22 protein-coding genes are annotated in these 24653 nt (G+C 68.2%); 15 read left to right on the top strand and 7 right to left on the bottom strand.

The window, feature by feature from the left end; genetic code table 11:
* Window positions 1-35: 35 nt before the first annotated feature.
* The 12 genes from btuB (at window position 36) to ACCQ05_RS05735 (ending at window position 11289) form a co-directional block, all read left to right on the top strand.
* Window positions 36-1913 carry a TonB-dependent vitamin B12 receptor gene (gene btuB, locus ACCQ05_RS05680; RefSeq protein ID WP_228962742.1) on the top strand — a complete coding sequence of 626 codons (1878 nt, stop codon included), beginning with the start codon at window positions 36-38 and terminating at the stop codon, window positions 1911-1913.
* Window positions 1914-1999: 86 nt separating this feature from the next.
* Entirely contained in the window at window positions 2000-2593 is a 594-nt protein-coding gene (locus ACCQ05_RS05685; protein WP_228962743.1) for a hypothetical protein, read from the top strand.
* Window positions 2590-3099 carry a hypothetical protein gene (locus tag ACCQ05_RS05690; RefSeq protein WP_372393181.1) on the top strand — a complete coding sequence of 170 codons (510 nt, stop codon included), beginning with the start codon at window positions 2590-2592 and terminating at the stop codon, window positions 3097-3099. Before ACCQ05_RS05685 ends, ACCQ05_RS05690 begins: the two co-directional genes overlap by 4 nt.
* Window positions 3096-3707 carry a cob(I)yrinic acid a,c-diamide adenosyltransferase gene (gene cobO / locus ACCQ05_RS05695; protein WP_104539128.1) on the top strand — a complete coding sequence of 204 codons (612 nt, stop codon included), beginning with the start codon at window positions 3096-3098 and terminating at the stop codon, window positions 3705-3707. Before ACCQ05_RS05690 ends, cobO begins: the two co-directional genes overlap by 4 nt.
* A 64-nt stretch (window positions 3708-3771) precedes the next feature.
* On the top strand, window positions 3772-4686 hold the full coding sequence (cbiB, locus tag ACCQ05_RS05700) for an adenosylcobinamide-phosphate synthase CbiB (RefSeq protein WP_372393182.1): 915 nt from the start codon (window positions 3772-3774) through the stop codon (window positions 4684-4686).
* 102 nt (window positions 4687-4788) lie between these two features.
* Window positions 4789-5772: a threonine-phosphate decarboxylase CobD gene (gene cobD / locus ACCQ05_RS05705; RefSeq protein ID WP_372393183.1), complete on the top strand. Its 984-nt coding sequence runs from the start codon at window positions 4789-4791 to the stop codon at window positions 5770-5772.
* A complete protein-coding gene (locus ACCQ05_RS05710; protein WP_372393184.1) occupies window positions 5769-7244 on the top strand; it encodes a cobyric acid synthase in 1476 nt (491 codons plus the stop codon). The genes cobD and ACCQ05_RS05710 overlap by 4 nt, the downstream gene beginning before the upstream one ends.
* Entirely contained in the window at window positions 7232-7768 is a 537-nt protein-coding gene (gene cobU / locus ACCQ05_RS05715) for a bifunctional adenosylcobinamide kinase/adenosylcobinamide-phosphate guanylyltransferase (RefSeq protein ID WP_372393185.1), read from the top strand. The genes ACCQ05_RS05710 and cobU overlap by 13 nt, the downstream gene beginning before the upstream one ends.
* Complete coding sequence (gene cobT, locus ACCQ05_RS05720) at window positions 7765-8811, top strand: nicotinate-nucleotide--dimethylbenzimidazole phosphoribosyltransferase (protein ID WP_372393186.1); 1047 nt, start codon at window positions 7765-7767, stop codon at window positions 8809-8811. Before cobU ends, cobT begins: the two co-directional genes overlap by 4 nt.
* The gene (locus tag ACCQ05_RS05725) at window positions 8808-9422 is read left to right on the top strand and encodes a histidine phosphatase family protein (protein ID WP_372393187.1); all 615 of its coding nucleotides are present in this window, start codon (window positions 8808-8810) and stop codon (window positions 9420-9422) included. The genes cobT and ACCQ05_RS05725 overlap by 4 nt, the downstream gene beginning before the upstream one ends.
* Window positions 9419-10153 (top strand): adenosylcobinamide-GDP ribazoletransferase, encoded by a 735-nt coding sequence (locus ACCQ05_RS05730; RefSeq protein ID WP_372393188.1) that lies wholly within the window; start codon window positions 9419-9421, stop codon window positions 10151-10153. The genes ACCQ05_RS05725 and ACCQ05_RS05730 overlap by 4 nt, the downstream gene beginning before the upstream one ends.
* A gap of 233 nt (window positions 10154-10386) precedes the next feature.
* Window positions 10387-11289 (top strand): AraC family transcriptional regulator, encoded by a 903-nt coding sequence (locus ACCQ05_RS05735; protein ID WP_372393189.1) that lies wholly within the window; start codon window positions 10387-10389, stop codon window positions 11287-11289.
* A 52-nt stretch (window positions 11290-11341) separates the two neighbouring features.
* Here ACCQ05_RS05735 and ACCQ05_RS05740 read toward each other — a convergent pair whose 3' ends face one another.
* The 7 genes from ACCQ05_RS05740 to ACCQ05_RS05770 form a co-directional block, all read right to left on the bottom strand.
* The gene (locus ACCQ05_RS05740; RefSeq protein WP_372393190.1) at window positions 11342-12592 is read right to left on the bottom strand and encodes a type III PLP-dependent enzyme; all 1251 of its coding nucleotides are present in this window, start codon (window positions 12590-12592) and stop codon (window positions 11342-11344) included.
* On the bottom strand, window positions 12589-14358 hold the full coding sequence (locus ACCQ05_RS05745; RefSeq protein ID WP_372393191.1) for an IucA/IucC family protein: 1770 nt from the start codon (window positions 14356-14358) through the stop codon (window positions 12589-12591). The genes ACCQ05_RS05740 and ACCQ05_RS05745 overlap by 4 nt, the downstream gene beginning before the upstream one ends.
* Window positions 14336-15520 (bottom strand): MFS transporter, encoded by a 1185-nt coding sequence (locus ACCQ05_RS05750; RefSeq protein WP_372393192.1) that lies wholly within the window; start codon window positions 15518-15520, stop codon window positions 14336-14338. Before ACCQ05_RS05750 ends, ACCQ05_RS05745 begins: the two co-directional genes overlap by 23 nt.
* The gene (locus ACCQ05_RS05755) at window positions 15517-17319 is read right to left on the bottom strand and encodes an IucA/IucC family protein (RefSeq protein ID WP_372393193.1); all 1803 of its coding nucleotides are present in this window, start codon (window positions 17317-17319) and stop codon (window positions 15517-15519) included. The genes ACCQ05_RS05750 and ACCQ05_RS05755 overlap by 4 nt, the downstream gene beginning before the upstream one ends.
* The gene (locus ACCQ05_RS05760) at window positions 17316-18542 is read right to left on the bottom strand and encodes an ATP-grasp domain-containing protein (RefSeq protein WP_372393194.1); all 1227 of its coding nucleotides are present in this window, start codon (window positions 18540-18542) and stop codon (window positions 17316-17318) included. The genes ACCQ05_RS05755 and ACCQ05_RS05760 overlap by 4 nt, the downstream gene beginning before the upstream one ends.
* Window positions 18543-18912: 370 nt before the next feature.
* A complete protein-coding gene (locus ACCQ05_RS05765) occupies window positions 18913-21045 on the bottom strand; it encodes a TonB-dependent receptor family protein (protein WP_372393195.1) in 2133 nt (710 codons plus the stop codon).
* Window positions 21046-21807: an HpcH/HpaI aldolase family protein gene (locus ACCQ05_RS05770; protein WP_372393196.1), complete on the bottom strand. Its 762-nt coding sequence runs from the start codon at window positions 21805-21807 to the stop codon at window positions 21046-21048.
* 309 nt (window positions 21808-22116) lie between these two features.
* On the opposite strand from ACCQ05_RS05770, the gene ACCQ05_RS05775 reads away from it, so the two are divergent.
* Genes ACCQ05_RS05775 through ACCQ05_RS05785 form a run of 3 tightly spaced genes read left to right on the top strand, consistent with a single transcriptional unit; the run spans window position 22117 to window position 24605 of the window.
* Window positions 22117-22695 carry a hypothetical protein gene (locus tag ACCQ05_RS05775; RefSeq protein ID WP_372393197.1) on the top strand — a complete coding sequence of 193 codons (579 nt, stop codon included), beginning with the start codon at window positions 22117-22119 and terminating at the stop codon, window positions 22693-22695.
* Complete coding sequence (locus ACCQ05_RS05780; protein ID WP_372393198.1) at window positions 22692-24005, top strand: Tle-like phospholipase domain-containing protein; 1314 nt, start codon at window positions 22692-22694, stop codon at window positions 24003-24005. The genes ACCQ05_RS05775 and ACCQ05_RS05780 overlap by 4 nt, the downstream gene beginning before the upstream one ends.
* A 30-nt stretch (window positions 24006-24035) precedes the next feature.
* Window positions 24036-24605: a relaxation protein gene (locus ACCQ05_RS05785; RefSeq protein ID WP_228962763.1), complete on the top strand. Its 570-nt coding sequence runs from the start codon at window positions 24036-24038 to the stop codon at window positions 24603-24605.
* Window positions 24606-24653 lie beyond the last annotated feature (48 nt).

Genomic DNA, 24653 nt, shown 5'->3' on the forward strand with positions numbered 1-24653 from the left:
CGCGCGGGTAGGCGCGGTTCCAGGAGCAGCAGTCGATGTCCGTTTTTTCCGTTTTGCCGCGTCGCGCCGTGCTGGCGGCGGGTCTGTCGTTGTGCGTGGCCTCGCTGGCCCAGGCCGAGGCCGCCATCGATCTGGACGAAGTGGTGGTGACCGCCTCGCGCACCGCACAGACCCAGGACCAGACGCTGGCGCCGGTCACCGTGATCGACCGCGCGCAGATCGAGCGCCGCCAGGTCAATTCGTTGCAGGACCTGCTGCGCGGCGAAGCCGGCGTGTCGCTGGCCAACAACGGTGGCCCGGGCAAGGCGACCTCGTTGTTCCTGCGCGGCACCGAGTCGGATCATCTGGTGGTGCTGATCGACGGCGTGCGCATCGGCTCGGCCACCTCCGGTGGCGCGGCGCTGCAGGACCTGCCGATCGAGCAGATCGAACGGATCGAAATCGTGCGCGGGCCGTTTTCCAGCCTGTACGGGTCCGAGGCACTGGGCGGGGTGATCCAGATCTTCACCCGTCGCCCGCAAGGCAGTTTCGTGCCCACGCTCAGCGTGGCGGCCGCCAGCGACAATGCGCGCCGTTACGGGGCCGGTGTCGCCGGGCGCAGCCAGGGCGATCTGAGCGAGGCCGGCGGCTGGTATTCGGTCAACGCCGTGCATGACGAAACCGATGGCATCAATGCGTACCTGGATACCAGCTCCAGCGCCTACGATCCGGACCGCGATGGCTATCGCAACGATTCGTTGAGCATGCAGGGCGGCTGGCGCTTCAATCGCCAATGGGATGCCGATGTGCATGCGTTGCGCACGCAGAGCCGCAACGAATACGACGGCTCGGCCTTCGGCGGCAACCTGGGCAAGGGCGTGCAGCAGGCTGTGGGCGGGCGCGTGCGCTATGCGCCCAGCGACGCGCTCAAATTCACCGCCAGCCTGGGGAGCAGCGCCGACCTGAGCGATAGCTATTACGACGGTGCGTACCTGTCCACCTACGACACGCGCCGCAAGCAGGGCGCGTTGCAGGCCGACATCACCACCGCGCCCGGTCTGCTCACGGTTGGCTTCGACTGGCAGCGCGATGCCATCGCCAGCAGCGACAGCTACGATGCCGACAGCCGGATCGACCGCGCGGTCTTTGCGCAGTGGCAGCAGCGCTTCGGCAGCCAATCGCTGCAGGCCAACCTGCGGCGCAACGACAACAGCCAGTTCGGCGGCAAGACCACCGGCAGCCTGCTGTGGGGTTGGGATTTCGCCGATCATCTGCGCCTGACCGCCAGCTATGGCACTGCGTTCAAGGCGCCTACCTTCAACGAGCTGTACTACCCCGATTTCGGCAATCCGCTGCTGGGGCCGGAAACCTCCAAAAGTGCCGAGCTGGAGCTGCGTGGTAGCTACGACTGGGGGGTGTGGACGCTCAATGCGTTCCAGACCCGCATCGACGATCTGATTGCCTACGATGCGGGGCTGGTGGATGCCACCCATCCGTTCGGGCAGCCGAACAACATCGACAAGGCGCGCATCCGCGGTGTGGAAGCCGGCTACGACACCGAGCTGGCCGGCTGGACCCTGCGCAGCGCGCTGACCTGGCTACAGCCGCAGGCCGATGGCGGGGTCAATCATGGCAACTGGTTGCCGCGCCGCGCACGCCAGAGCGGGCGGATCGATGCCGACCGCAGTTTCGGCGCGTTCGGCGTGGGCGCGAGCCTGTTCGGCTCGGGCAGACGCTACGACGACCTGGCCAATACCGAGCGACTGGCCGGCTACGGCTTGCTGGACCTGCGCGTGAGCTATGCGGTGAACGCGGACTGGAAGGTGCAGTTCACCGCCAACAACGTGTTCGATCGCCAGTACGAAACCGCGCGCTGGTACGCACAGCCGGGACGCAACTACCTGCTGACCTTCCGCTACCAGCCGGCGCAGTGAGACGGGGCAAACCCTGCGGTTGATCGAGGTAGACAGGCGGCCGGTGTGGACCGGTCGCCCTGCCTGCCACTCTTCGAGGAATACCGATGACCCCACTGTCCCGTCCTGCCCAGCGCAACCTGCTCATCGCCCTGATGCTGGCGATGACGGCCACCCGCTTCCATCACGTGGGCGATTGGCTGCATCTGCCCGATGCCTCGATGGCGGTGTTCTTCCTTGGCGGCCTGGCGCTGCGCCGGCACGCGGCGTTCGCGCTGTTGCTGGTGCTGGCGGTGCTGATCGACTGGGCCGCAGTATCGCTGGCCGGCGTCAGCGACTTCTGCATCACCGCCGCCTACGCCGCGTTATCGCTGGCCTATGCCGTGCCGTGGTACGCCGGCCGTGCGTTCCAGGCGCGGCTCGCACCTGCGGCGATGTCGCTGTGCGCGGCCTGGGCGCTGGGGATCGCGGCTGCAGCGGTATCGTTCCTGATCTCCAATGGCGCGTTCTATTGGCTGGGCGGGCGCTATCCCGACCCGCACTGGGCGCAGTACCTGCAGCGTGCGTGGCAGTGGGGCCCGGTGTTCGTGCGTAGCACTGCGCTGTATCTGGCGGTGGCACTGGCCGTTGCGGGGTGTGTGCTGCGCTGGCGCGCCAGCCGCGATGCCGCCGATTCGACCACCGCGCTGGAGCTGTCATGACCGTCGCTTCGCATCAGGCCGCGCCCGCGCGAACGGCCCTGCACGGCGGGGCCGCATGGGCCTGTGGTAGCGCACTGGCGCTGCTGATGGTCTGCACCCGCGGCCAGCATTTGGCCAGCGTGGACGTGTTGCCCAGCGCCTCGTGGGCGGTGTTCTTCCTGGCCGGTGCATTGCTGCGCCCGGTATGGATGCTGCCGCTGCTGTTCGGGCTGGCCTCGGCATTGGATCTGATCGGCCTGGCCTCCGGCAGCATCGACGACTGGTGCCTGTCGCCAGCGTACTGGGCGCTGGCGCTTGCCTATGCCGCGTTGTGGCTGGGCGGGCGGTGGTCTGCCGTGCGGTTGCAACGCGATGCATGGTCGTATCTGCCACGTGTGCTTGGCGCGTTGTTGCTCAGCGGTAGCGCGGCCTACGGCACCCTGGCCGGCTACGTGGGTATCACTTTCGCATTGCTTGCCGCAGGGCGCAGCCTTGCCGCACGTCCACTGATGGGAGAGCGCGCATGACCACCCCAGAACACGACGACGCGCATTATCGGCAACGCGCGCAACGCAAGAAGGAACTGGTGGACCGGCGCATCGCGCGCGCCGTGATCGACCGCGGCGTGTTGCTGGTCAATACCGGCAATGGCAAGGGCAAGAGTTCGTCGGGCTTCGGCATGCTGGCGCGCTCGCTCGGGCACGGCTTGCACTGCGGCGTGGTGCAGTTCATCAAGGGCACGTTCTCCACTGGCGAAGAGGCATTCTTTCGCCGTTTTCCCGACCTGCTCGACTACCACGTGATGGGCGAGGGCTTCACCTGGGAAACCCAGGACCGCAACGTGGACATCGCCGCCGCGCAGGCGGCCTGGCAGCTGGCGCGCGGCATGCTCGCCGATGCACGCTACGACTTCGTGCTGCTGGACGAACTCAATATCGCCCTGGTGAAGGACTACGTTGCGTTGGACCAGGTGCTGGCCGCAGTGGCCGCGCGTCCGCCCGGCCAGCATGTGGTGATCACCGGACGCGGAGCGCCCGCCGGCCTGATCGAGGTGGCCGACACCGTCACCGAGATGCGGCTGGTCAAACATGCCTTCAACGCCGGCATCAAGGCGCAGCTCGGCATCGAGCTGTAGGCATGTGCGCGCGCGGCTTGCCCGGCGGTGGGCTGAGGTGTGGCATCACGCTGTGCCGCGCCCGATGCTGCTGCTGATGGCCACCGCAGCAGTGCTGCTGGATCTGCTGCTGGGCGAGCCGCGGCGGGCGCATCCACTGGTGCTGTTCGGGTGGTGGGCGCAGCGCATCGAGCAACGCCTGCATCGGGATCGCCGCAGCGCCGGCGTGCTGGCGTGGTGCGTGACGGTGCTGCCGTGGACGCTGGTGGCCGCAGGGCTGCAGGCACTGCTGTGGTGGTGGTCGGCCTGGGCGGCCGCCGGGTTTGCCGCCGTGGTGCTGTATCTGGCGCTGGGATTGCGCAGCCTGGGCGAACACGCGCAACCGGTGATCGCTGCGTTGCAGGCCGACGACCTGCCGGCAGCGCGCGGGGCAGTGGCCCGCATCGTCAGCCGCGATACCGCCGCGCTGGATGCCACGCAGGTGGCCGCGGCCGCCACCGAATCGGTGCTGGAGAACGGTAGCGACGCCGTATTCGCCGCGTTGTTCTGGGGCGTGCTGCTGGGTGCGCCGGGCGCGGTGTTGTACCGGCTGTCCAATACGCTGGATGCGATGTGGGGCTATCGCACGCCGCGCTACGCCAGCTTCGGCTGGGCGGCGGCACGCATCGACGATGTGCTCAACTGGATGCCGGCACGCCTGACCGCGATGACCTACGCCGCACTCGGCGCAACGCATGCGGGCCTGCGCTGCGCCTGGCGCCAGGGCCGCGGCTGGAAAAGCCCGAATGCCGGGCCGGTGATGGCCGCCGGTGCCGGCGCGCTGCGCGTGCGCCTGGGTGGCCCGGCGCCGTATCACGGCCAGTGGCAGCCACGTCCCGGCCTGGGCGAGGGCGCTCCGGCCAGCGCCGACAGCGTGCGCCGCGCGCTGCTGCTGGTGCGCGCAGGCGTGCTGCTCTGGTTGCTGCTCGGCGCCTTGCTGATGGCGATGGTGATGCAATGATCGCAGCCGGTGCCGACCGCCGCACCGGCTGTGCACTGCGCGGCTGTGCAGTGCACGATGGCGACCGGTCGCGGCGCCCCGTCTATTCCCTTGGAGCACCGCATGCTTGAACACGGAGGCCGGTTGCGCCGCGCCGCGCAGACCTACGGAATTCCGCTGGCGCAGTGGCTGGACCTGTCCACCGGGGTGAGCCCGTTTGCCTGGCCGGTGCCTGCGCTTCCGCAGTCGGTGTGGCAGCGCCTGCCCGAAGACGACGACGGCCTGGCCGCGACCGCGGCGGCGTACTACGGCGCGCCGCAGGTGCTGCCGGTGGCCGGCTCGCAGGCGGCGATCCAGGCGCTGCCGCTGTTGCGTGGTCGCGGCCGCGTGGGCGTGCTCGCGCCGGGCTATGCCGAACATGCGCATGCCTGGCGGCGCGCCGGCCACAGCGTGGTGCCGCTGCCGGCAGCGGCCTTGCTGCAGGCGGCGGAGACCTTCGATGTGGTGGTGCTGATCCATCCGAATAATCCCTGCGCGGACAGCTTCGATCGCGAAGCGCTGTTGCAGCTGCATGCGCGGATGGCGGCGCGGGGCGGCTGGCTGGTGATCGACGAGGCCTTCATGGATGCGACCCCGCAGGCGAGCGCGTGCGCGCACACGCAGCAGCCGGGCCTGGTGGTGCTGCGCTCGGTGGGCAAGTTCTTCGGCATGGCCGGCGCGCGGGCCGGCTTCGTGTGCGCGCATGCGCCGCTGCTGGATGCCTTGCGCGAACAGCTGGGGCCATGGTCCGTGAGCGGGCCCACCCGCTGGGCCGTGCAGCAGGCCCTGGCCGATACCGGCTGGCACGTGCAGGCACGCGCGCACCTGCACGCCGCATCGCAGCGGCTGGCACAGTTGCTGCGTCGCCACGGCATCGTGCCCTCGGCCGGCACCGCGTTCTTCCAGTGGTGCGAACGCGCCGATGCGCAAGCCCTGCACGTGGCGCTGGCACGGCGTGGCATCCTCACCCGGCTGTTCGAGATGCCGGCCAGCCTGCGCTTCGGCCTGCCGCCCGATGCGGCCGGCGAGGCGCGCCTGGACGCGGCACTGCGCGAGCTGCTGGCATGAGCGCGCGCGTGCTGATGGTGCAGGGCTGCACCTCCGACGCCGGCAAGAGCACGCTGGTGGCCGCGCTGTGCCGCTGGCTGCACCGCCAGAGCGTGGCGGTGGCGCCGTTCAAGCCGCAGAACATGGCGCTCAACTCCGCGGTCACTGTCGATGGCGGCGAGATCGGTCGTGCGCAGGCCGTGCAGGCACAGGCCTGCGGGCTGGAGCCGCACACCGACTTCAACCCGGTGCTGCTCAAGCCCGACAGCGATACCGGTGCGCAGGTGATCGTGCACGGGCGGGCGGTGGCCACGCTGGATGCGGTGGGCTATCACGCCTACAAGTCCACCGCGCTCGGCGCCGTGCTGGCCTCGCACGCCCGCCTGGCCGCGCGCTACGAGGTGGTGTTGGTGGAAGGCGCCGGCAGCCCGGCCGAGATCAACCTGCGCGCCAACGACATCGCCAACATGGGCTATGCCGAGGCGGTGGATTGCCCGGTCCTGCTGATCGCCGACATCGACCGCGGCGGCGTGTTCGCGCACCTGGTCGGCACCCTGGCGTTGCTATCGGACAGCGAGCGCGCACGCGTGGCGGGGTTTGTCATCAATCGTTTTCGTGGCGACCTGGCGCTGTTGCAACCCGGCCTGGACTGGCTGGAACGCGAAACCGGCAAGCCCGTGCTGGGCGTGTTGCCGTACCTGCATGGGTTGCAGCTTGAGGCCGAAGACGCGTTGCCGCGGCGTGCCGCGCACACGCCGGATGCGCCATTGCGCGTGGTGGTGCCGGTGCTGCCGCGTATCAGCAACCACACCGATGTCGATGCCCTGCTGGCGCATCCACAGGTCGATGTGCAGCTGGTCGGGCCGGGGCAGTTGCCGCCGCCTTGCGACCTGATCGTGCTGCCGGGCAGCAAGCCCACCCGCCACGATCTGCAGTGGCTGCGCGCGCACGGCTGGGAGCGCGCGATCGCACGCCACCTGCGCTATGGCGGCAAGGTGCTCGGCATCTGTGGCGGCCTGCAGATGCTGGGCGAGCGGATCCACGACCCCGACGGCATCGAAGGTGCGCCCGGCAGCAGCGCCGGGCTGGGCTGGCTGGCGCTGGACACCCGGCTGCATCCGCACAAGCAGCTGCATCGCGTGCAGGGACACTTGCTGCTGGGCGATGCGCGTGCGCACGGCTACGAGATCCATTGCGGCATCAGCACCGGCGCGGCATTGGCGCGTCCGCTGCTGCGGCTGGACGATGGCCGCAGCGATGGCGCCATGTCCGAGGACGGCCAGGTGCTGGGCACGTATCTGCACGGCATCTTCGACCACCCGCAGGCACTGCAGGCATTGCTCGCCTGGGCCGGCCTGGCGCAGGCGCTGCCGCTGGATCTCGCCGCGCTGCGCGAGGCCACGCTCGAGCGCCTGGCCGATGCGGTACAGATACATCTGGATACCGCCGCATTGACGCGGCTCACCTGCAGGGACCCGTCATGCGGCAGTTGATCCTGGGAGGCGCCCGCTCCGGCAAGAGCGCACTGGCAGAAGGCTTCGCCGCCAGCGCTCTCGCCGCCGGCACCGCTGCCGAGGTGGCCTATGTCGCCACCGCGCAGGCCTTCGATGCGGAAATGCAGCAGCGCATCGCGCATCACCGCCGCCGGCGTCCGCCGCAGTGGCAGTGCGTGGAAGAACCCATCGCCCTGGCGGCCACCCTGCAGGCGCTGGCGGCGCCGCAGCGCTGCGTGCTGGTGGATTGCCTGACCCTGTGGCTGAGCAACCTGCTGGGTCACCCGGATGCGGATGCCTTCGCGCGCGAGCGCGCGGCGTTGCTGGCCACGCTGCCGCAGCTGCCGGGGCAGATCGTGCTGGTCAGCAACGAGGTGGGGCAGGGCATCGTGCCGCTGGGCGAACTTACGCGGCGTTTTGTCGACGAGGCCGGCTGGCTGCACCAGGCATTGGCGCTACAGTGCGAGCGGGTGGTGTTGGTGGTGGCGGGCTTGCCGATGGTGTTGAAGGGAGAGGTGCGATGAGCAGCGACTGGATCTTTGCGCCCTGCGCGGTGCCGGACGCGCGCGCGCGCGCAGCTGCGCTGGCACGGCAGGAGCAACTGACCAAGCCGCACGGTGCGCTGGGCCGGCTAGAGCAACTGGCGGTGCAGCTGGCGGCCTGGCAACGCAACGAGCAACCGCTGGTGCAGCGGATCTGGATCGCGGTGTATGCCGCCGACCACGGTGTGGCGGCCGAAGGCGTGTCTGCGTTTCCGCAGGCAGTGACCGGCGAGATGGTGCGCAACTTCGCCCGAGGTGGCGCGGCGATTTCGGTGCTGGCGCGCGAACTGGGGGCACGGCTGGAGGTGGTGAACCTGGGCGTGGTCAACGACCCGGGCGAGCTGCCGCGTGTGCGCCGCGCCTGGATCGCGCCTTCCAGCGCCAATATCTGCGAACAACCGGCCATGACGGCCGGCCAGCTGCGCGACGCGCTCGCCGCGGGTGCCCAGAGCATTGCGCAGGCAAGCAGCTGCGATACGCAGCTGTTCGTGGGCGGCGAGATGGGCATCGGCAACACCACCGCTGCGGCCGCGCTGGGCTGCGCGCTGTTGTCGCAGTTTCCGCAATCGATGGCCGGCGCCGGTACCGGGCTGGATGCCGAAGGCATCGCACACAAGGCCACCGTGATCACTCGCGCGCTGGCGCTGCATGCCGATGCCGCCACCCCGCTGGAGCGCCTGCGCCGGCTCGGCGGTTTCGAGATTGCCGCCCTGGTGGGCGCCTACATCGCCGCTGCGCAGGCAGGCATCCCAGTGCTGGTGGATGGCTTCATCACCACCGCCGCGGCACTGGTGGCCACCCATCTCAACCCTGGCGTGCGGCAGTGGCTGCTGTTCGGGCATCGCTCGCAGGAGCGCGGCCACGCGGCGTTGCTGCGCGCGCTGGATGCCGAGCCGCTGCTGCAGCTGGACCTGCGCCTGGGCGAAGCCAGCGGCGCGGCGGTGGCGATTCCGCTGCTGCGCAGCGCCTGCGCCCTGCACAACGGCATGGCCACCTTTGCCGAAGCCGGGGTCTCCGACGCATGAGCGCGCAGATCACTTTGCTGCGGCACGGCGATACCGGCCAGCGCAGCTATCGTGGCCAGCTCGACGACCCGCTCACCGCGCTGGGTTGGCAGCAATTGCGCGCAGCCACTGCCGATGGCAGCTGGGACGTGGTGGTGGCCTCCACGTTGCAGCGCTGTGCAGCGTTTGCCGCCGAACTTGCCGGCGCGCGCGGCTTGCCGTTGCAGCTGGACCCGCGGCTGCGCGAATACCACTTCGGCCGCTGGCAGGGTGTGCCGGTGGCCGATATCGATCGCGACGAAGGGCAAGCGCTGGGCCGCTTCTGGGCCGACCCGCTGCGCTACCCGCCGCCGCAGGCCGAACCGTTCACCGACTTCTGCGCGCGCCTGTCGGCCGCGCTCGACACCATCGTCGCCCGCTACCCGGCACGGCGCGTGCTGGTGGTCACCCACGGCGGCGCCATCCGCGCCTTGCGTTGCCTGGTCGCCGGTAGTGGTTTCGGCCGGATGACCGAACTGGCGGTGCCGAATGCATCGCTGCATCCGCTGGCCTGGCCGCCGAGCGACGCGGCTGGCGCCCCGAGCCCGCCGCTCTCGTCCACGGCATCGCCACCGGCGCACGCCACCGAATGATCGACGGGCTGCTGGCGGCGATCGGGTTCCTGACCCGCATCCCGGTGCCCGCCCGGGTGTTCACGCGCGCAGGCGCGCAGGCGCGCTCGCTGTGCTGGTACCCGCTGGTGGGCGTGTTGCTCGGTGGGGTGGTGTGCGGGTTGGCATGGTGCCTGCGCGAGGCTGCGCCGTTGCTGGGCGCAGCGTTGCTGTTGAGCGCCTGGGTGTGGCTGACCGGCGCCTTGCACCTGGATGGCCTGGCCGACACGACCGACGCCTGGGTCGGGGGCATGGGCGAACGCGCACGCACGCTGGCGATCATGAAGGACCCCACCAGCGGCCCGATGGCAGTCACCGCGGTGGTGCTGGTGTTGCTGCTCAAATGCGCCGCATTGGCCAGCCTGCTGGCGCAGGCGCCGGCCACGCTATGGCTGGCCCCGCTGCTGGCACGCAACGCGCTGGTTGCCGCGTTCCTGAGTACGCCGTACGTGCGCGCAGGCGGGCTTGGCAGCGCGCTGGTGGACGCACCGCGTGCCGGCCTGTGGCTGGCGCTGATCGCCGCCGCGGCAGTGTGCATCGTGGCCGGGCTGGCGACCGCCTTGCGGTGCGTCGGCATCGCCGCAGTGGTGTTCGTGCTCTGGCGCCGCGCCTGCCTGCAGCGCCTGGGCGGCATGACCGGCGACACCTGCGGCGCGTTGGTGGAACTGACCGAAACCACGGTGCTGGTGACGCTGGCGCTGTGGTCGGGTTGAGCAGTCAGGCGCTGCAACTGACGCAATCGTCCTCCCCACTGATGGACCCCGGCCCGCGCATCGTTTGCGCCTGCGCAGCGGCCGTGGGCGCTGCGGCCATCGGCATCCGTCAGCGTGCGTTGCCTGCTGCGTTTTCCGGCGCAGGTGCAACAGCGGCCTCGAATGCGCAAGATCGGGACCGCGCACGCCAACGAATCCGGCGATGCTGATGTCGTCGCCAGGGAGCCATCATCATGCAAGCAGCAGACTCAGCCGGTACCAGTTGGCAGCGCGGTGTGGAGCGTGTGGTGGCGCATCTGCAGAACGTGGTACGCAGCGGTGCGGCACTGCCGGATCTGGCCGAACTGGCCGCTATCGCGCATCAGTCGCCGTATCACTTCCATCGGGTCTATCGCGCGCTCACCGGTGAGCCGGTGGGGCAGACGGTGGCCCGCCTGCGATTGAGCCAGGCGCTGCACCTGCTGGGACGAGACGATGCCTCGGTGACCGAGGTGGCACTGGCGGTTGGCTACCAGACACCGCAGGCCCTGGCGCGTGCCTGCCGCACCGCCTTGCAGGCCAGCCCCAGCATCCTGCGCACAACGCCGGCGCTGCGGGCCAGTAAATTGCTGCAGCTATCCACGCCACCGGCAGACGCGCGCGCTGCCTCGGCACCGCTGGCGGTCAGCGTGCAGACCCTGGAGCCGTTCGAGCTGGTGGTGCTGCGCAAGCGTGGGGCGTTCGACGATCTGGATCGCGGCTTCGGCCAGATCGTGGCCTGGGCGGCACGCGCGGGCGTGGCCGATCATCTGCAGTGCCTGGTCGGCTTGCCGCTGAGCGACCACCGCGACGTGCCGGCGCAGGCGCACCTGTTCGAGTGCGGCGTCGGTTTCGGCACGGCTGCGGCGCCCACTGCCCCGTTGCAGCTGCGCCATCTCGATGGTGGCCTGCATGCGGTGCTGCGCCACATCGGCACGTATGCCGGGCTGGAAGACGCGCTGGATCGGGTGCTGGCCGACTGGCTGCCCGACAGCGGCCATGTGCTGCGCGAGGCGCCCGTGCATTACCTGTTCCTCGACGACCCGGAAGAAACACCCGAAGCGATCCTGCGCGCGGATATCCGGGTGCCGGTGGCGCCGCTTGCCAGCTCCAGATGATGCCAGGGCGCGGAGACCGGATGCGCGGCTCCCGCGTGCAGGTCCTCCTGTTTCAGTCGATGACCGCTGCCGTCCTGCCGCCCGCGGATGAGCGCCGTCGTTGGTCTACCGCGGGTGCCGGCAAGAACACCATCTGCGGCGGCGGGTGCATCAGGAACTGCTGGTGCGAAATATTCCACGCATAGGCGCCGGCCAGCGGAAAAGCCAGGCAGTCGCCGGGTGCGAGCGCGGCCACCGGTTGCTGGCGCGCCAGCACGTCCTTGGGCGTGCACAGCTGGCCGACCAGGGTGACCGGCGTGTCGCTGATCACCGGGTTGTGTGCGCCGCGCAACACGCGGAAAGGATGATCGTGGGCTTGCGCTGCCGGGGTGCGGAAATGGTGGGTGCCGCCACGGGCGATCGCGAACCACTGGCCGTGGCTGCGCTTGATATCCAGCACCTCCATCAGGTACCAGCCGCAGCTGGCGCTGACATAGCGACCCGGCTCCAGGCGCAGGCGCAGGTCGGTACCGCGCTCGCGCAGCAGCGCGGGCAATCCTGCACAAAAACCGGCCCAGTCGAACGAGGCGGACGGTGCCAGATAGTCAACGCCGAACCCGCCGCCGGCGTTCACCCGCAACGGCCCGAGCGCATAGGTCTGCCGCCAGTGCTGCACGGTGCGCAGATAGGCGCCGATCAGGTGCAGTTGCGCACCTGCATCGCGCTGGTGCGACATCAGGTGGAAATGAAAACCCTCCAGGTGCAGCGACGGGCTGGCGCGCAGCAGCTGCATGGCCGCGTCCAGATCTTCTGGATCCACGCCGAATGGCGAAGGCTGCCCACCCATCATCAGCCGCGTGCTCTGCGCGCCGGGCACGGCGATATTCATGCGCAGGAACACCGGCACGCAGCGGCCGGCCTGCGCAGCGATGGCGGCCAGGCGCTGCAGTTCGCCGATGCTTTCCACATGCACGCTGCAGTCGTGCAGGGCGGCGGCCTGGGCCAGCTCGCTGTCCAGTTTGCCCGGCCCGCCGAACAGCAATGCCGCCTGCGGTTGCTGCGCATGCAGCCAGGCCAGTTCGCCGCCGGAGGCGGCTTCGAATCCATCCACGTGCGGGGCGAGCGTGCGCAGGATGGGCGCCTCCGCATTGGCCTTGGCCGCGTAGAACAGCTCGCACTGCGCCGGCAGTTGCGCGCGCATCCAGGCCGCATGCGCGTCCAGGGCGGACAGGTCGTAGACATAGGCGCACAGCGGGCCGTCGCTGTCGGCGCGCAGCTGCGGCAGCGCGTGCATCAACGCTGCACTATCGATGCGCAGGCTCATGCGGCCACCTGTCGCGCACTGGCGAGCGCGGCGATGGGATTGGGCAGTGCGGTGTAATCGGCCTGACGATCGGCACGTTGCAGCAGGCGCGTGCCGAGATTGTTCTTGCCCGGCAGCGGCGCGCCATCGATCAGCCCCTGCAGCGCGGGTTGCGCACCATGGCGCTGCTGCCAGCGCGCGGCAAGCGCGCCCACGCACTGCCACAAACGCGCTTCGAGCACGGCGTCGCCTTCGGTGAGATGAAAGATCGCCTCGGCCAGATTGTTGACCAGTGCGCAATACGCCACCCGGTTCCAGCCCTGTTCCGGCGTGTAGTACAGCGACTGCCGTGCGCGTTCGCCCACCCCGTGCAGGCGTGTTTCCGGCCAGTGGTGGGCGAGTAGCTTGGTGCCTTCCAGATCGCGGATCCACACCCGCGTGGGCCAGCCGTCGGCAAACCCGATCACGGTGTTCTGCAGGTGCGGTTCCAAGGCAATGCCGTGCTGGAACAACGCGCTCCACACCCCATCCAGCAACAGCCCGGCATAGGCGCGGAACCACAGCACGGTGCAAGTGTGGCGATCCATCCGTGCGCTGGTCAGCGCCTGCAGGCGTGCGGCACAGATGCTGTTGCCCTGCGCATCGCAGGTGAACAGGGCCGCGGCCACCTGCGGCTGCCAGCGCGTGCGCTGCGCGGCGGGAATGGCCTTGCGGTACAGGATGCCGAAACTCTCGGACAACGCGCGTGCCGCCAGCGGGTCGGCGTCGTGCAGGGCGCGATCCACCTGCGCCACCTCCAGCGAGGTGGCTGCCGGTTCCAGCATCACATCGAAGCCCGGCACCTGCGCCGCCAGCGTGCGCCAGCTCGGCGCCAGCAGTTCGGTCAGGGCGACTGCGCTTTCCAGCTCGTACCAGGCGTTCTTGCGTACGCAGTTGGTCAGTCGCACATGCACCGAACATTTGAGGAAATAGTCCAGCTGCGGGTGGTACAGCGTGCGCACCGAGGAGGTGGGCCATAGCATCTCGCCGCAGGGCCCCACCGGCTCGATCAGGCCACGCGCTTGCAGCGTGCGCAGCAGCGGATCGTCGAGCAGGCGTTGCGCTTCCCACGGGTGGCAGGGGTAGAGCGCGTCGCTGCCGCTGAGTTGCCGCAGGCTGGCGCGCACATCGGTGCCCTGTGTGCGCAACAGGCGCGGGTCGATACGGAACCAGAACAGCTGGAAGGCCGCGCGTGCTTCCGGTGCGCAGGCCAGGACCTGGTCGAGCGCGACGCCTTCGCGGCTCTTGGGCGTGGGATGCAGGGCATGGCCCCACAGCAGCGATTGTTCGGCATCGATCATCGCCTCGCCGGTGGGTGCGCTGGCCTGTGCCTGGCGCAATACCGCGGTGGTGACCGCCACGCTGTTGGCGCTCTGCGCGAGCAGCTCCGGGTTGACCGCCTGCGTGCTGCCCAGCGATTGCAGCAGGCAACGCGCCAGCGCTGGCGCATCCAGGCTATGCCAGGGCTGGCCGGCGGCCTTGAGGAAAGGCGTGGACGCGAAGCGGCAACGCCCCAGGCGGTCGGCGTAGGCGATGCGCACGCACAGCACGCCGGTCTCGCCCAGGTCGATACGCAGCCAGCGCTGCTCGGCCACGCGTGGGCCGGGGCGATCCAGCCCGCGGTAATCGAAATCGGCGGCGCGTTGCGGGATGGCGAACTCGCGCAGGTAACAGTTCAGCCAGCAGGTGCAGGCCTGTGCGTCGGCCATGCTGGCGTACCAGGGGTCATCGATCGTGTGCGGGGACATCGGCAGGTCTCCTCGAAGGAAAGCGCACCAGGACGGTGAGCGCAGCAGCGGCCGCCGCCAACGCAGCGGCGAGAAAAGGGGCGGCAGTCCCTGCGGCCTGGGTCAGCCCACCCGCGGCGGCGCCGGCGAGCACGCCGGCCCACTTGCCGCAGGCGTCGAAACGGCCGAACAGGCGCCCGGCGCCGTGGCCGCTGGCCAGCAGCGCCAGGCTGCGATTGAGCCCGCGCAGGCCGGCCAGCATGCCGACGCCGAACAGCAGACGCGCGCCGGCCAACGCAATGGGATCGTGCAGCACCGCCTGCCACACGCAGGCCAGCGCGAACATCGCCAGGCCGGGCACCAGCCACAGCTCGCCATCGCCGCGCCGCCACCACGGCAGCACCACCAGGTAGACCAGATGCGGCAGGCTGTAGAGCAGGCCGGCCACGGCATCGTGTCCTGCGCCGCGCGCCAGTGCGTACGGAATGAAATACGGAAACGTCACCACCATCGCGAAGCAGAACAGGAACTGCGCGAGCAGCAGCGCAGGCCAGAGCGCCGGAGTCGTCGGTGCCGCATGCGCGGGTGGCGTACTGGCCGCCGCCGCAGTGGCAGCGGCACCCGGACGCACGTGCGGTCGGTCGGCCGGCAACCGCCAGGTCAGCGCGAACGCGACCAGCGGCAGCAGTGCGAGCGCGCGATACAGCGACTGCGCCGGACCCAGCGCCAGCGCCAGCCCGAGCAACGCCGGGGCGCTGACCATCGCCAGCCGCGCCGAATACTGCGTCCAGTCCAATGCACGCGCCAGCGGACCGGCCTGCGGTTGGCTGGCCAGGTAGGCGTTGGCCGCCGCCAGCGAGCCGCCGCAGGCGCCCTGCACGACCAGGCCGATCACCAGCCAGTGCAGCGACGGCGCAAAGCCGGCGATCGCAAAACCCAGCGCCAGCCCCAGCTGCGCGCGCAGCAACGAGCGCTTGCGCCCGTAGCGATCGGCCAGCCGCCCCCAGCTGCTGGCGGTCAGTGCCGTGCACAGCGTCGGCAGCACGTACAGTACGCCGCTCCAGCCCACCGCCGCGCCTGGCGCCAGGTCGGCCAGCACCTGCGGCAGGAATAGCGGCATGCCCAGCGCGGTGAAGGCCGCCAGGTAGTGCGCCGCCAGCACCGGGCCCAGCACGCGCTTCATCGCTGCCCTCCGGCCTGCCGACGCGGCGACGGTTGCGCAGCGGCGAACGCGGTGCCGAACGGATTGGGCGCGCTGTCGCCGTAGAACTTGTTGATGTCGGCCGCGCCGGTCAGCTGCTTGCTGAGCAGGCTGCCGGCACTGAGCAGATACTTCACCGGCAGCCGTGGCGCGCCCAGCAGGCGATACGCGGGCGCGGTGTCGATGCCCTCGGCGTCCAGCTGCGCCAGGGTCTGCAGCAGTTGCCGCTGCAGCTGCGCAAGCAATGGCGCGTGCAGGGACGGCTGCCATTCGGCCAGGCCTTCCAGTACCGCCTGCAGATCCAGTTGCAGCACGATGGTGCAGAACATCTGCGCCAGCGCCTGCGCATCTTCCACGGCGATACGCGCATCGTGCAGTGGGCCCAGCGCGGCGATCTCCGGCAGTTGTGCGCGCAGCTGCGGCATGGCGATGCGTGCGGCGTCGTTGTCCTTCATCAGCAGTCGGGTGGGCCGGCCGGGGGCATACACCAGCACGCTGTTCTGTTGATTGGCCTCCAGCGCGATGCCGTAACCCAGCCACAGCCGCAGATGCACGGCAAGCAGCAGCTCGGTGTAGTCGCGCCACCAGGCGTGCACGTCGCCTTGCGCAAACCGCTCGGCCAGGTGGATCGCCATCGGCCGGCCATCGGGCAGCAGCGCACACAGCGCGGCCACCGGTACCAGCGTGCTGTCTTCCAGTGGCGGATAACGCCGCAGCAGATAGGCCAGATGCCGGGCCTGCCCGACGTGCCCGCCGTGCGATTCGTCCACGAAGACGCAACGCCCGCGCAGGGCCGCATCGCGCGCGTCGATCAGGCGCAGGGCGCGTTCCAGCCAGTGCCCGTCGTACAACGTGGAAGGTTTGATCAGACGCAGGTTCAACGCGCCCAGCGTCCGCATCGGGATCGGCAGTTTGAGGTGCAGCTGCGGGTGCTGCAGCGGCACCAGCGTTCGCACCGACAGTCCGGGGCGCATGTCCAGCCAGGGCAGGGGCGCACGCACCGCGCCGGGAGGCAGCTCGAAGCCGGGTTGCTCCAGCCGCTCCCACACCAGCGGATGCACCGGCCACAGCCCGTGCGTGGCCGCAAGCGCGGGCGGCAACCCCACCTCGCCGAATGCCGGCCACAGCTCGGCCGGCGGCGAACTGGTGCAGCTGAGCTGCGCCTGCGGCAGCGCCAGCCAGCGCAGCGCGAAGCTGGGCGCAAACTCGGGTGCGTAGTCGCGCAGTTCGGAGGGCTCCAGGCCGGCCTTGGCGCGTGCGGTGGGATAGAACGGATGGTCGCGATAGCTCGCCAACTGGTCGCAGCGATACGCGCGCTCGGCGGCATCGGCGTACTGCAGGGCAGCGTTCAATGCCGGTGCCTGCGCATGGTACGCCTGCCGCGCCAGCCCGCGATGCGCAGCGGCGCAGTCGGCCTCGTCGGCGTAGGCGCGATGCAAGCGCTGTGTCTCCGCGTCCAGCCCGGCGCCCAGGCGTTGCAGCCAGGCGTGGCTGCCCTGTTCGAGCAGTGCGCCTGCGGCGGTCTGCACGATCCAGCGATCGTCGCAGGCGCTGATGTCCTGCAGGACGCCGTGGCGATGGATCGGCAGCCACAACGTGGCGTCGGGCAGATGTGCGATCTTCCACCAGCCATCGCCCGGCACGGCGCCGCGCCACGCTGCGAGAAGGTGCGCCTCCGGCGTGGCCAGCGCACCCCGGCTGACGATGGCGCGCAGGTCTTCGCGCAGGCAGGCATCGATGATGCGGATGGCGATGTAACGCTGGTCGGCGGCCAGGCTCATGCGCGTGCTCCTGCGCGGTCGATACGCCATTGCAGGCCGGCTTCGGCCTGCACCACCGCTTGCTGCAGCGCCTGCGCATCGCTGGCCAGCGCACTGAGCACGCCCAGGTAATCCTTGTTGGAGTGGCTCAGCTGGATACGCTCGCCCGGTGCGCGCATGCGTCGGTACTGCACGTCGCAATGCGCATCGTGATGCCGGCGGTCTTCACTGGCGGCGACCAGCTCGCCGTCGTGGTCGGCCACGTAGTAGCGCAGCAGGGCGTGCGCGCGCGCGCTGCGCAGCTGCGGCAGCGGCTGGCCCAGGTGCGGCGCCAGCGCGGCAGCGAACCACTGCTGGCCGAACATGGCATCGAGCAGGAATTCGCGGCGGTCGCCGATGCTGCGGTAGTTGATCTCCACCAGCACCGGGCCATCGGCGGTGAGGATGAATTCGCTGTGGCAGAGCCCGAAGTTCACGCCGAAGCTGCGCAATTGCTGCACTGCCTGCGCGATCGCCGGCGTGTCCACGTCGCCATCCCAGTGCGCCTCGCATTCGACGAAATGCGGTGGCGGCGACAGCCGTACCTTGAACCCGCCGATGGGTTGCATGCTGTGCCCATCGCCCAGCGTCTCCAGGGTGAACAACGGCCCGACCAACATGCCTTCCAGCAACACGCTGCGCTGCGGGTGACGCTGCCAGATCTCGTCCAGGTAGCGCTGCAGTTGCGCGGCATCGGCGCAGTGGCGCACGTCCAGGCTGGCCACGCCTTCGCGCGGCTTGGCCACCACCGGCCAGGGGATCTGCGCAGGCGGTGCGGCACCGGGCGCCAGCGTGCAGAACCATGGGCAGGGCAATCCGCGCGCGCGCAGGCGCTGCCGCATCGCGGCTTTGTTCTTGGCGGCGTAGCACACCTGCCAGTCCTTGCCGGGCAGCCCAAGGCCGGCTGCCACCAGCGCGGTGCTGGTCTGCAGGTGATCGCTGTTGCTGAAGACGGCGCGCGGGCGTACCTCGGCGTCGTGCAGCACGTCCAGCACGCCGAGCGGGTTGAACACATCGCATTCGATCACCCGCTGCGGCGCGTGCGCGGGATGGTCGCGGAAGTAGGCCAGGTGATCGAGCCGGTGGTCGGTCAGCAACCAGACCGGGATGCCTTGCGCGTGTGCGGCCGGCAGGAAACCGTCGGTGATGGCCGGGTGGCAGACATGGGTGAGGATCACCAGGGGGGCGTCGGTTACAGCGTTCATGGCAGCTCTCGTTCGACAGGGCGGTAGGGGAAAACCGGAACTGGACGGGCTGCCTGGCGCCGCGTGCGGCGTTGGGTGGCCTGCGATGCAGCGATCGCAATGCCGCGTACTGCGGCGATGAAGCGTGCTTCGTGCACGCGGTCTGTTTCCACGGCGACCGCAAACCGATCGCCGTTGCCGTCAGGCGCCACCGATGCCCCTGTCCATCGGTCGTGTACTGGCCCTGCCTGGACGCTGCAGAGTTGTTCTCACTGGACAACGCTGATGTGGGCCATGCCGGCGACGGTCAATCGCAGTGGCCGGCAAGGACCGGGCGCGCGGCGGCCATCATCGGCCGCTCTGCAAGGCCCTGCTGCTGGGTTGCTGCGCGCTAGAACGTGTACTCCAGCCCTGCGGTGACCGTGCGGCCAGGCGCGGCCTGGCGACCCCACGGGCTGGTATCCACGCCGCGGAACCAGTACTGCCGGTCGAACAGGTTGTTGATCGCCAACGATGCGCTGAATTTCTGCCCATCGCGTTCGAACAGCGTATGGCTCACCTGCGTGTTCCAGACCATGTAGGCGGGCAGCTGGCCGACCGAGGCGATGGCGTTCTCCTGCACGGTATTGGCGGCATCGCTGAAGGCCTTGCTGAAGTAATAGCCCGACAGCGCGACAGTGGTATGACCGAGCGCGTAGTTGCCGCCCAGGGTGATCTGGTTGCACGAGGTGAACGGCACCCGCAAGCCGCGGAATGTGCCCGATTCCTGGCTGGCATCCAGATACGCATAACCGGCGTTGAGGGTGAGCGCGCGCAGGCGTTCCGGGCTCCATTGCAGTTCCACCTCGCCACCCTGGTGGCGGGTCTTGCCCAGGTTGCGGAACACGCGGGTGGTGTTGTCCAGCTGGATCTGCTGATCGAAGTCGATCAGGTAGGCGCCGACCTGGATGCGGGTGCGGTCGTTGGGCTGGTAGCGCGTGCCGGCTTCGTAATTCCAGGCCAGCTCGGCATCCAGGTTGTTGCCGAAGATGATCTGGGTGACCTGCGGCGCGCGCAGCGAGCGCTGCCCGTCGGCATAGAAGAACCACAGTTCATTGGCCTGGAAGCCCACCGTCAGCCCCGGCAGCACGTCGCGGGTCTGGTTGAGCGTGCGCACCCCGGTGGCACGGTTGAAATAGCGCGAATCCAGGCGCTCGTAGCGCAGCCCGGGGGTGATGGTCAGGCGCTCGTCCGGCAGGGTGATGGCATTGCTGACATAGGCCGCCAGTGCGCGGTCTTCGAACTGCCAGTCGCGCACGCTGGTGAACAGGCCATCGCGCAGGCGCAGGTTGCCGACCAGGAAATCGATGTCCTCGCGCACCGCGCGCACGCCGACGGTCCATTGCTGACGCACGTCGCCGGCCGTGCCCATGTTCCAGCTCAGCCGCGGCTCGCTGCCGACCACGCGGAAGTCGCGCGGGGCGGTCTGGCGCAGTTGCGGCGGCAGGTCCGAGCGCCAGGTTTCGGTGGCGGCCTGGCGCATGCCGACGATGAAATTGCGGCTGCTGCGCGCGCTGAAGTTGGTCCAAGACAACCGAACATCCTTCAGCGGCCCCCAGTCTCCGAACAACTGCTCATACCCCAACGACGCTCTCGTGGTACGGCCATTGAAACTGTCCAGCGGTCGCGTGGACTGGCGCGGGTCGCGCCGGTAGTCGGCCGGGCTCAGTGCGCCGGCCAGATCCATGTCCACCAGATAGCGCTGCACGCTGGCCTTGATCAACTTGCTGTCGTCCAGCCACCACTCCGCGCGCACGCGCAGGTTGCTGATGTCGGTATCGCTGTGCGCGCGCCAGTACTCGCCCCAGGTGCGGTTGGCATCGACCTGCATGCCGAGGTTGTCGGTCAGGTAACCGCCGCTGCTGAGCGCGCTGTCCTGCAGGAACTGGCCCTGGCCGCCGGCGGTGACCTTGTGCGCCAACGTGGTGCTCCAAGCGCTGGGGATGTCCTTGCTGACCAGGTTGATCACTCCGCCCACGTTATTGGGCCCGTATTGCACGGCAGCGCCGCCGCGCACGATGTCGATGCGATCGATCTGGTTCAGCCCCACCGGAAACAACGACAGGCTGGTCTGCCCGTACGGCGCCAGCGCAAGCGGGATACCATCTTCCAGCACCTGCACGCGGCCGCTGCGGCTCTCGTACAGGCCGCGCAACATGATCTGCGGCAGCGCGCCGGTGCCGGTTTCGTCGAAGATCTTGATGCCCGGCACGCGTTGCAGCGCATCGTCGAGCGAGCGGTTGCCGCCGTTGCGCAATTGGGCGCGATCAATCACCTGGCGGCTGCCGGCATAGCGCTGCACGTCATCGGGTTTGGAGCGCCCGAGCAGGCTGCCCTGCACCTGGATCGCGTCCAGCGCACGGATGGGAGTCTGGCCTTCGGCGTCGTCGGTCGCCTGCGCGTCGGCGGCCACCGCCTGCAGCGACAGGCTCAGGCTGGCCGCCACGATGGCAAGTGTCAGGGCGTGGAAACGGAAGGTCGACATCTACGGCGTGCTCCTGCAGGCGGGTAGGGAAGCGGGTGCGTCGAACGTGGCCAGGTGGCCGCGTAGCGCGCGTTGGATCAGGGCGCGGTCTTCACCGGCCAGCAGCCAGCGCAGATCCGGCTGCTGCAGCCAATGCGCGCGTTGCGCATCGGTGCGGGGATTGGGGCAGAACGGCACATCGGCGGCGCGACACTGCGCATGCAGTTGCAGCAGCAATTCCCACACCTGCGCGTGCGTGGGCTGCGGGCCCAGGCCCAGGTCCAGTGCCAGGTCCAGCGCGCCTTCCATCACCAGCGCCACGCCCGGCACGGCCACGATCTCCGGCAGCGCGGCAATGCCGGCGGCGCTTTCGATCATCGGCACGATGCGGATGTCGCGGTTGGCTTGCGCGATGTACGTGTCCAGATCGACGTTGCCGAAGCCGGTCACGCGGCCGCCGGTGATGCCGCGCCGGCCCAGCGGCGGAAAGCGTGCGGCAGCCACGGCCCGTGCCATCTGCGCGGCCGATTCGGCGCGAGGCAGCACGATGCCGCGTGCGCCGGCATCCAGCACGCGGCCGATCAGTTTTTCGTCCACTTCCGGCACCCGCACCCACGCCTCGCAGCCGGACAGCTCACAGGCGCGGATGGCGTGTTCGAGCTCATCGGGGGCACGCAGTACATGCTCCAGATCCAGCACCACGAACGCATAGCCCAGACGGCCCAGCAACTCGCACAGCTGCACGCTGGGCAACGCATTGAGAAGGCCGACTGCACATGCCATGGAAGAGGCCGCCAGGGAAACGGGCGCTCATCCTGCGCTTGATGGGAATGATTATCAAGTGTGTCTGTAGGGAACTTTCGGTAACCAGGGAACCAGTCACTCCCTTGGCAGGGGCGGAATTGTCGAGGGATGTTCTCGATCCGGGGGATCCATCGCGCGTAATGAAGCTTGTTGCCGCTTAAAAAACGACGTAGTTTTTATAAAGACAAGGCAGCTCTTGGCCACTCCCTCATGAAGCGCACATCAGCCGCACTGCTATGCGTGTCGTTAGCGACCTTCCTGTGCGCTTGCGGTGCGAAGGAGACGACCATGCAGTCCAGGGACGTGCAGACCCGCGACGCTGACGGCGACCCGATCTATCGGAAGAATCCGCACCCCAAGCAGGCCTATCGGATCACCATGACCATCGAGAATGCGCCAGGACCGTTTGGATGGGTTTCAGGTACTGCTTTCTATGAGATAAAAAATCATGAGCAATGCACGCCAGTTGAGCCGATCACAGGTGTGTGGAATAAATCCAAGCGGGATGGCATACCGATCAATTTCGACAGGATTGGTGAATTCGAATATGTGGCTGTAATATATGCTGATGGATTAGTTGATTCGAATTATTATGGAAAAGGCGTCTGTCATTTTGAGTTGGCTAGTGTAGGGACTACGATAAAGGCGACTGGAAAGAAAGGCGAGACTCGGTTTCAGTCGAGTCTTTTCGTGGGCGAAATTTTGGGCCAAAAATCAAAGGTCACTTATTTCTGGTCTGGAGGATATCCGAAGGATGAAGTGGATGACTTTCCAGATCAGGGTGAGTCTGGTCCCGATCATTTTAAAGAAGAGTTGCGCAATGAGCTGTTCAAGGTAGCCTTGTCTGTCAGGAAGGATGCGCCATGAGTCTCACATATCAACAATATGCTACGCTTTCGAATGACGTCTACGACAAGCCGAGAGAGACGGGTGAAGATAGTGAGCCCGTTATGATAGGGGGTGTTTCATACAAGCGTCTTGAGTATGTAGATAAATCCTCGGGTTATCAGGGTTGTATATATAGACGCTTGGATACGAAGGAGCTAATTGTTGCCCATCGCGGTACCGAGCCTGATCGAGAGCTTTTCAAGGATGGCGTTTACGCTGACGGCGGCATGGTTTCAATGCGTCATAATCCGCAGGCCGCCGATGCGCTCGAGCTGACACAACGGGCGATCGAGCTGGCGGAGCGTCAAGCAGTACGTGGTGGGTATAAGCCCGAAGTCACTGTCACCGGGCATTCCCTTGGCGGCGGCCTGGCTCAGGTCACGGCGCACCATTTCGGGTTGAAGGGACAGACATTCAACGCCTATGGAGCGACGAGCCTGGACCGGCGAATTCCCGAGGGTGGCAACGAGGTGATCAATCACGTCATGGCCGGTGATGTGGTCAGCGCCGCCAGCCGGCATTACGGGCGCGTGGAAATCTACGCTACGCCGCAGGAGATCGCCACGCTGAAGAGAGCTGATTACGCCAACGATACTCGAACGCTGGATGCGCGCATTCCGGTGTTCGCGGCAGGCAAGCTGGGCGGGTCGCACCTCATGCATAATTTTCTTCCTGTCGATGCCGATGGCAAGCCGGATCGTTCCGTGTTGGAAGACCCCGCAGCACGGCAGCTTGCGCAGCAGTACGCGCCGATGATCGAGAAGTATCGCGATGACGTGGAAACGCTGCGGGCGGGCTTGACGCTGTATTCGCGCGGAATTCCCGGTCTGGCCCGCGATGGGATCGATCACCTGCGTGGTCCGTTGGAGCCGGGGGCCGGGCGTCGGGAAATGGATGCGCCAAGCTGGCAGCAGCAGATGCAGCAACTTCGGCAGGAGCGCGAGCGCAGCCATGCGCCGCAGGAGTGGCAGGTGCCGCTCAAACAGGATGCGCACGATGTGCGTAGGGCGTCGCCGACATACGGCGGCAGGCCGCCGACCTTGCAGGACGACCCGAGTGCTTTTCTCGACCGCATGTTGGCCGCCGCACAGAACGGCGACCGTGATCGGTTCCGTCAAATGACACAGGTCCTGGCCAACGAACCGCCTGGCCGCGCCTTGCGCGCCGAGGCCGTCGAGACGGTGAACCAGCAGGAACAGCAGGCGGCGCAACAAGCGATGCAGGCGCAGCGGCAGCAGGCCGAACTGCAACAGCAGGAAACCATGCGTGCCGGCGCGCGCAGCCTGTAGGCGTCATCACCACGAAGCCAGGACGCATTGATGAACGCACAAGACCCGATGGCGCTGGTCAGCAAGACCGCTTCCCTGATGGAACAGTTCGAGCGCCGATGCGCCGAATTGGAGCAACTGCAACGCCGCCTTGCGCAGCAGTTGGAGCAGGTGGCCCAGTCGTTGCCCAATGTGGTCACCCGTTCGGCCGAGCAGACGCTGCAGCGCGTGCCCGACACCTTGATTCGAAGCATCCAGCAGGGACTGGACCAACCCGTTGCCGGCTTCGAGAAGCGGCTGCAGCAAGCCGGTGGCTTGATCGGCCAAGGCGCGCAGTCTTTGTCCGATCAACTCAAGCGCATCGAACGCGGGCAGCGCCTGCTGCTATGGAAAGGCGCGGCGGTTGTCCTGGGAAGCCTGCTGCTGTTGCTGGGCGGTGGTGGATGGTTGTTGACTCAGTATCGCCAGGATATTCGCGACAATCAGTTGCGCGCCGACCTGTTGCGCGCCTACAACGCCGCCGACGTGACATTGTGTGGCGGGCAGTTATGCGCCAATGTGGAAACCAGGGGTGCGGCCTTTGGCGACCGTCGTCAGTATCGGCTCGTCAAGCCACGTTGAGGGCGGCGGCAACCTGGCATGCATCGCCCATGGCAATCCGGGGCCGCT

This window comes from Xanthomonas sp. NCPPB 3582, assembly GCF_041475735.2.
GTDB classification, from domain to species: Bacteria; Pseudomonadota; Gammaproteobacteria; order Xanthomonadales; family Xanthomonadaceae; genus Xanthomonas; species Xanthomonas codiaei.

Excerpts from the sequence above, each read along its gene's own strand:
- btuB (WP_228962742.1), top strand. The coding sequence starts at position 36 with ATGTCCGTTTTTTCCGTTTTGCCGCGTCGCGCCGTGCTGGCGGCGGGT.
- ACCQ05_RS05685 (WP_228962743.1), top strand. The coding sequence starts at position 2,000 with ATGACCCCACTGTCCCGTCCTGCCCAGCGCAACCTGCTCATCGCCCTG.
- ACCQ05_RS05690 (WP_372393181.1), top strand. The coding sequence starts at position 2,590 with ATGACCGTCGCTTCGCATCAGGCCGCGCCCGCGCGAACGGCCCTGCAC.
- cobO (WP_104539128.1), top strand. The coding sequence starts at position 3,096 with ATGACCACCCCAGAACACGACGACGCGCATTATCGGCAACGCGCGCAA.
- cbiB (WP_372393182.1), top strand. The coding sequence starts at position 3,772 with ATGCTGCTGCTGATGGCCACCGCAGCAGTGCTGCTGGATCTGCTGCTG.
- cobD (WP_372393183.1), top strand. The coding sequence starts at position 4,789 with ATGCTTGAACACGGAGGCCGGTTGCGCCGCGCCGCGCAGACCTACGGA.
- ACCQ05_RS05710 (WP_372393184.1), top strand. The coding sequence starts at position 5,769 with ATGAGCGCGCGCGTGCTGATGGTGCAGGGCTGCACCTCCGACGCCGGC.
- cobU (WP_372393185.1), top strand. The coding sequence starts at position 7,232 with ATGCGGCAGTTGATCCTGGGAGGCGCCCGCTCCGGCAAGAGCGCACTG.
- cobT (WP_372393186.1), top strand. The coding sequence starts at position 7,765 with ATGAGCAGCGACTGGATCTTTGCGCCCTGCGCGGTGCCGGACGCGCGC.
- ACCQ05_RS05725 (WP_372393187.1), top strand. The coding sequence starts at position 8,808 with ATGAGCGCGCAGATCACTTTGCTGCGGCACGGCGATACCGGCCAGCGC.
- ACCQ05_RS05730 (WP_372393188.1), top strand. The coding sequence starts at position 9,419 with ATGATCGACGGGCTGCTGGCGGCGATCGGGTTCCTGACCCGCATCCCG.
- ACCQ05_RS05735 (WP_372393189.1), top strand. The coding sequence starts at position 10,387 with ATGCAAGCAGCAGACTCAGCCGGTACCAGTTGGCAGCGCGGTGTGGAG.
- ACCQ05_RS05740 (WP_372393190.1), bottom strand. The coding sequence starts at position 12,592 with ATGAGCCTGCGCATCGATAGTGCAGCGTTGATGCACGCGCTGCCGCAG.
- ACCQ05_RS05745 (WP_372393191.1), bottom strand. The coding sequence starts at position 14,358 with ATGTCCCCGCACACGATCGATGACCCCTGGTACGCCAGCATGGCCGAC.
- ACCQ05_RS05750 (WP_372393192.1), bottom strand. The coding sequence starts at position 15,520 with ATGAAGCGCGTGCTGGGCCCGGTGCTGGCGGCGCACTACCTGGCGGCC.
- ACCQ05_RS05755 (WP_372393193.1), bottom strand. The coding sequence starts at position 17,319 with ATGAGCCTGGCCGCCGACCAGCGTTACATCGCCATCCGCATCATCGAT.
- ACCQ05_RS05760 (WP_372393194.1), bottom strand. The coding sequence starts at position 18,542 with ATGAACGCTGTAACCGACGCCCCCCTGGTGATCCTCACCCATGTCTGC.
- ACCQ05_RS05765 (WP_372393195.1), bottom strand. The coding sequence starts at position 21,045 with ATGTCGACCTTCCGTTTCCACGCCCTGACACTTGCCATCGTGGCGGCC.
- ACCQ05_RS05770 (WP_372393196.1), bottom strand. The coding sequence starts at position 21,807 with ATGGCATGTGCAGTCGGCCTTCTCAATGCGTTGCCCAGCGTGCAGCTG.
- ACCQ05_RS05775 (WP_372393197.1), top strand. The coding sequence starts at position 22,117 with ATGCAGTCCAGGGACGTGCAGACCCGCGACGCTGACGGCGACCCGATC.
- ACCQ05_RS05780 (WP_372393198.1), top strand. The coding sequence starts at position 22,692 with ATGAGTCTCACATATCAACAATATGCTACGCTTTCGAATGACGTCTAC.
- ACCQ05_RS05785 (WP_228962763.1), top strand. The coding sequence starts at position 24,036 with ATGAACGCACAAGACCCGATGGCGCTGGTCAGCAAGACCGCTTCCCTG.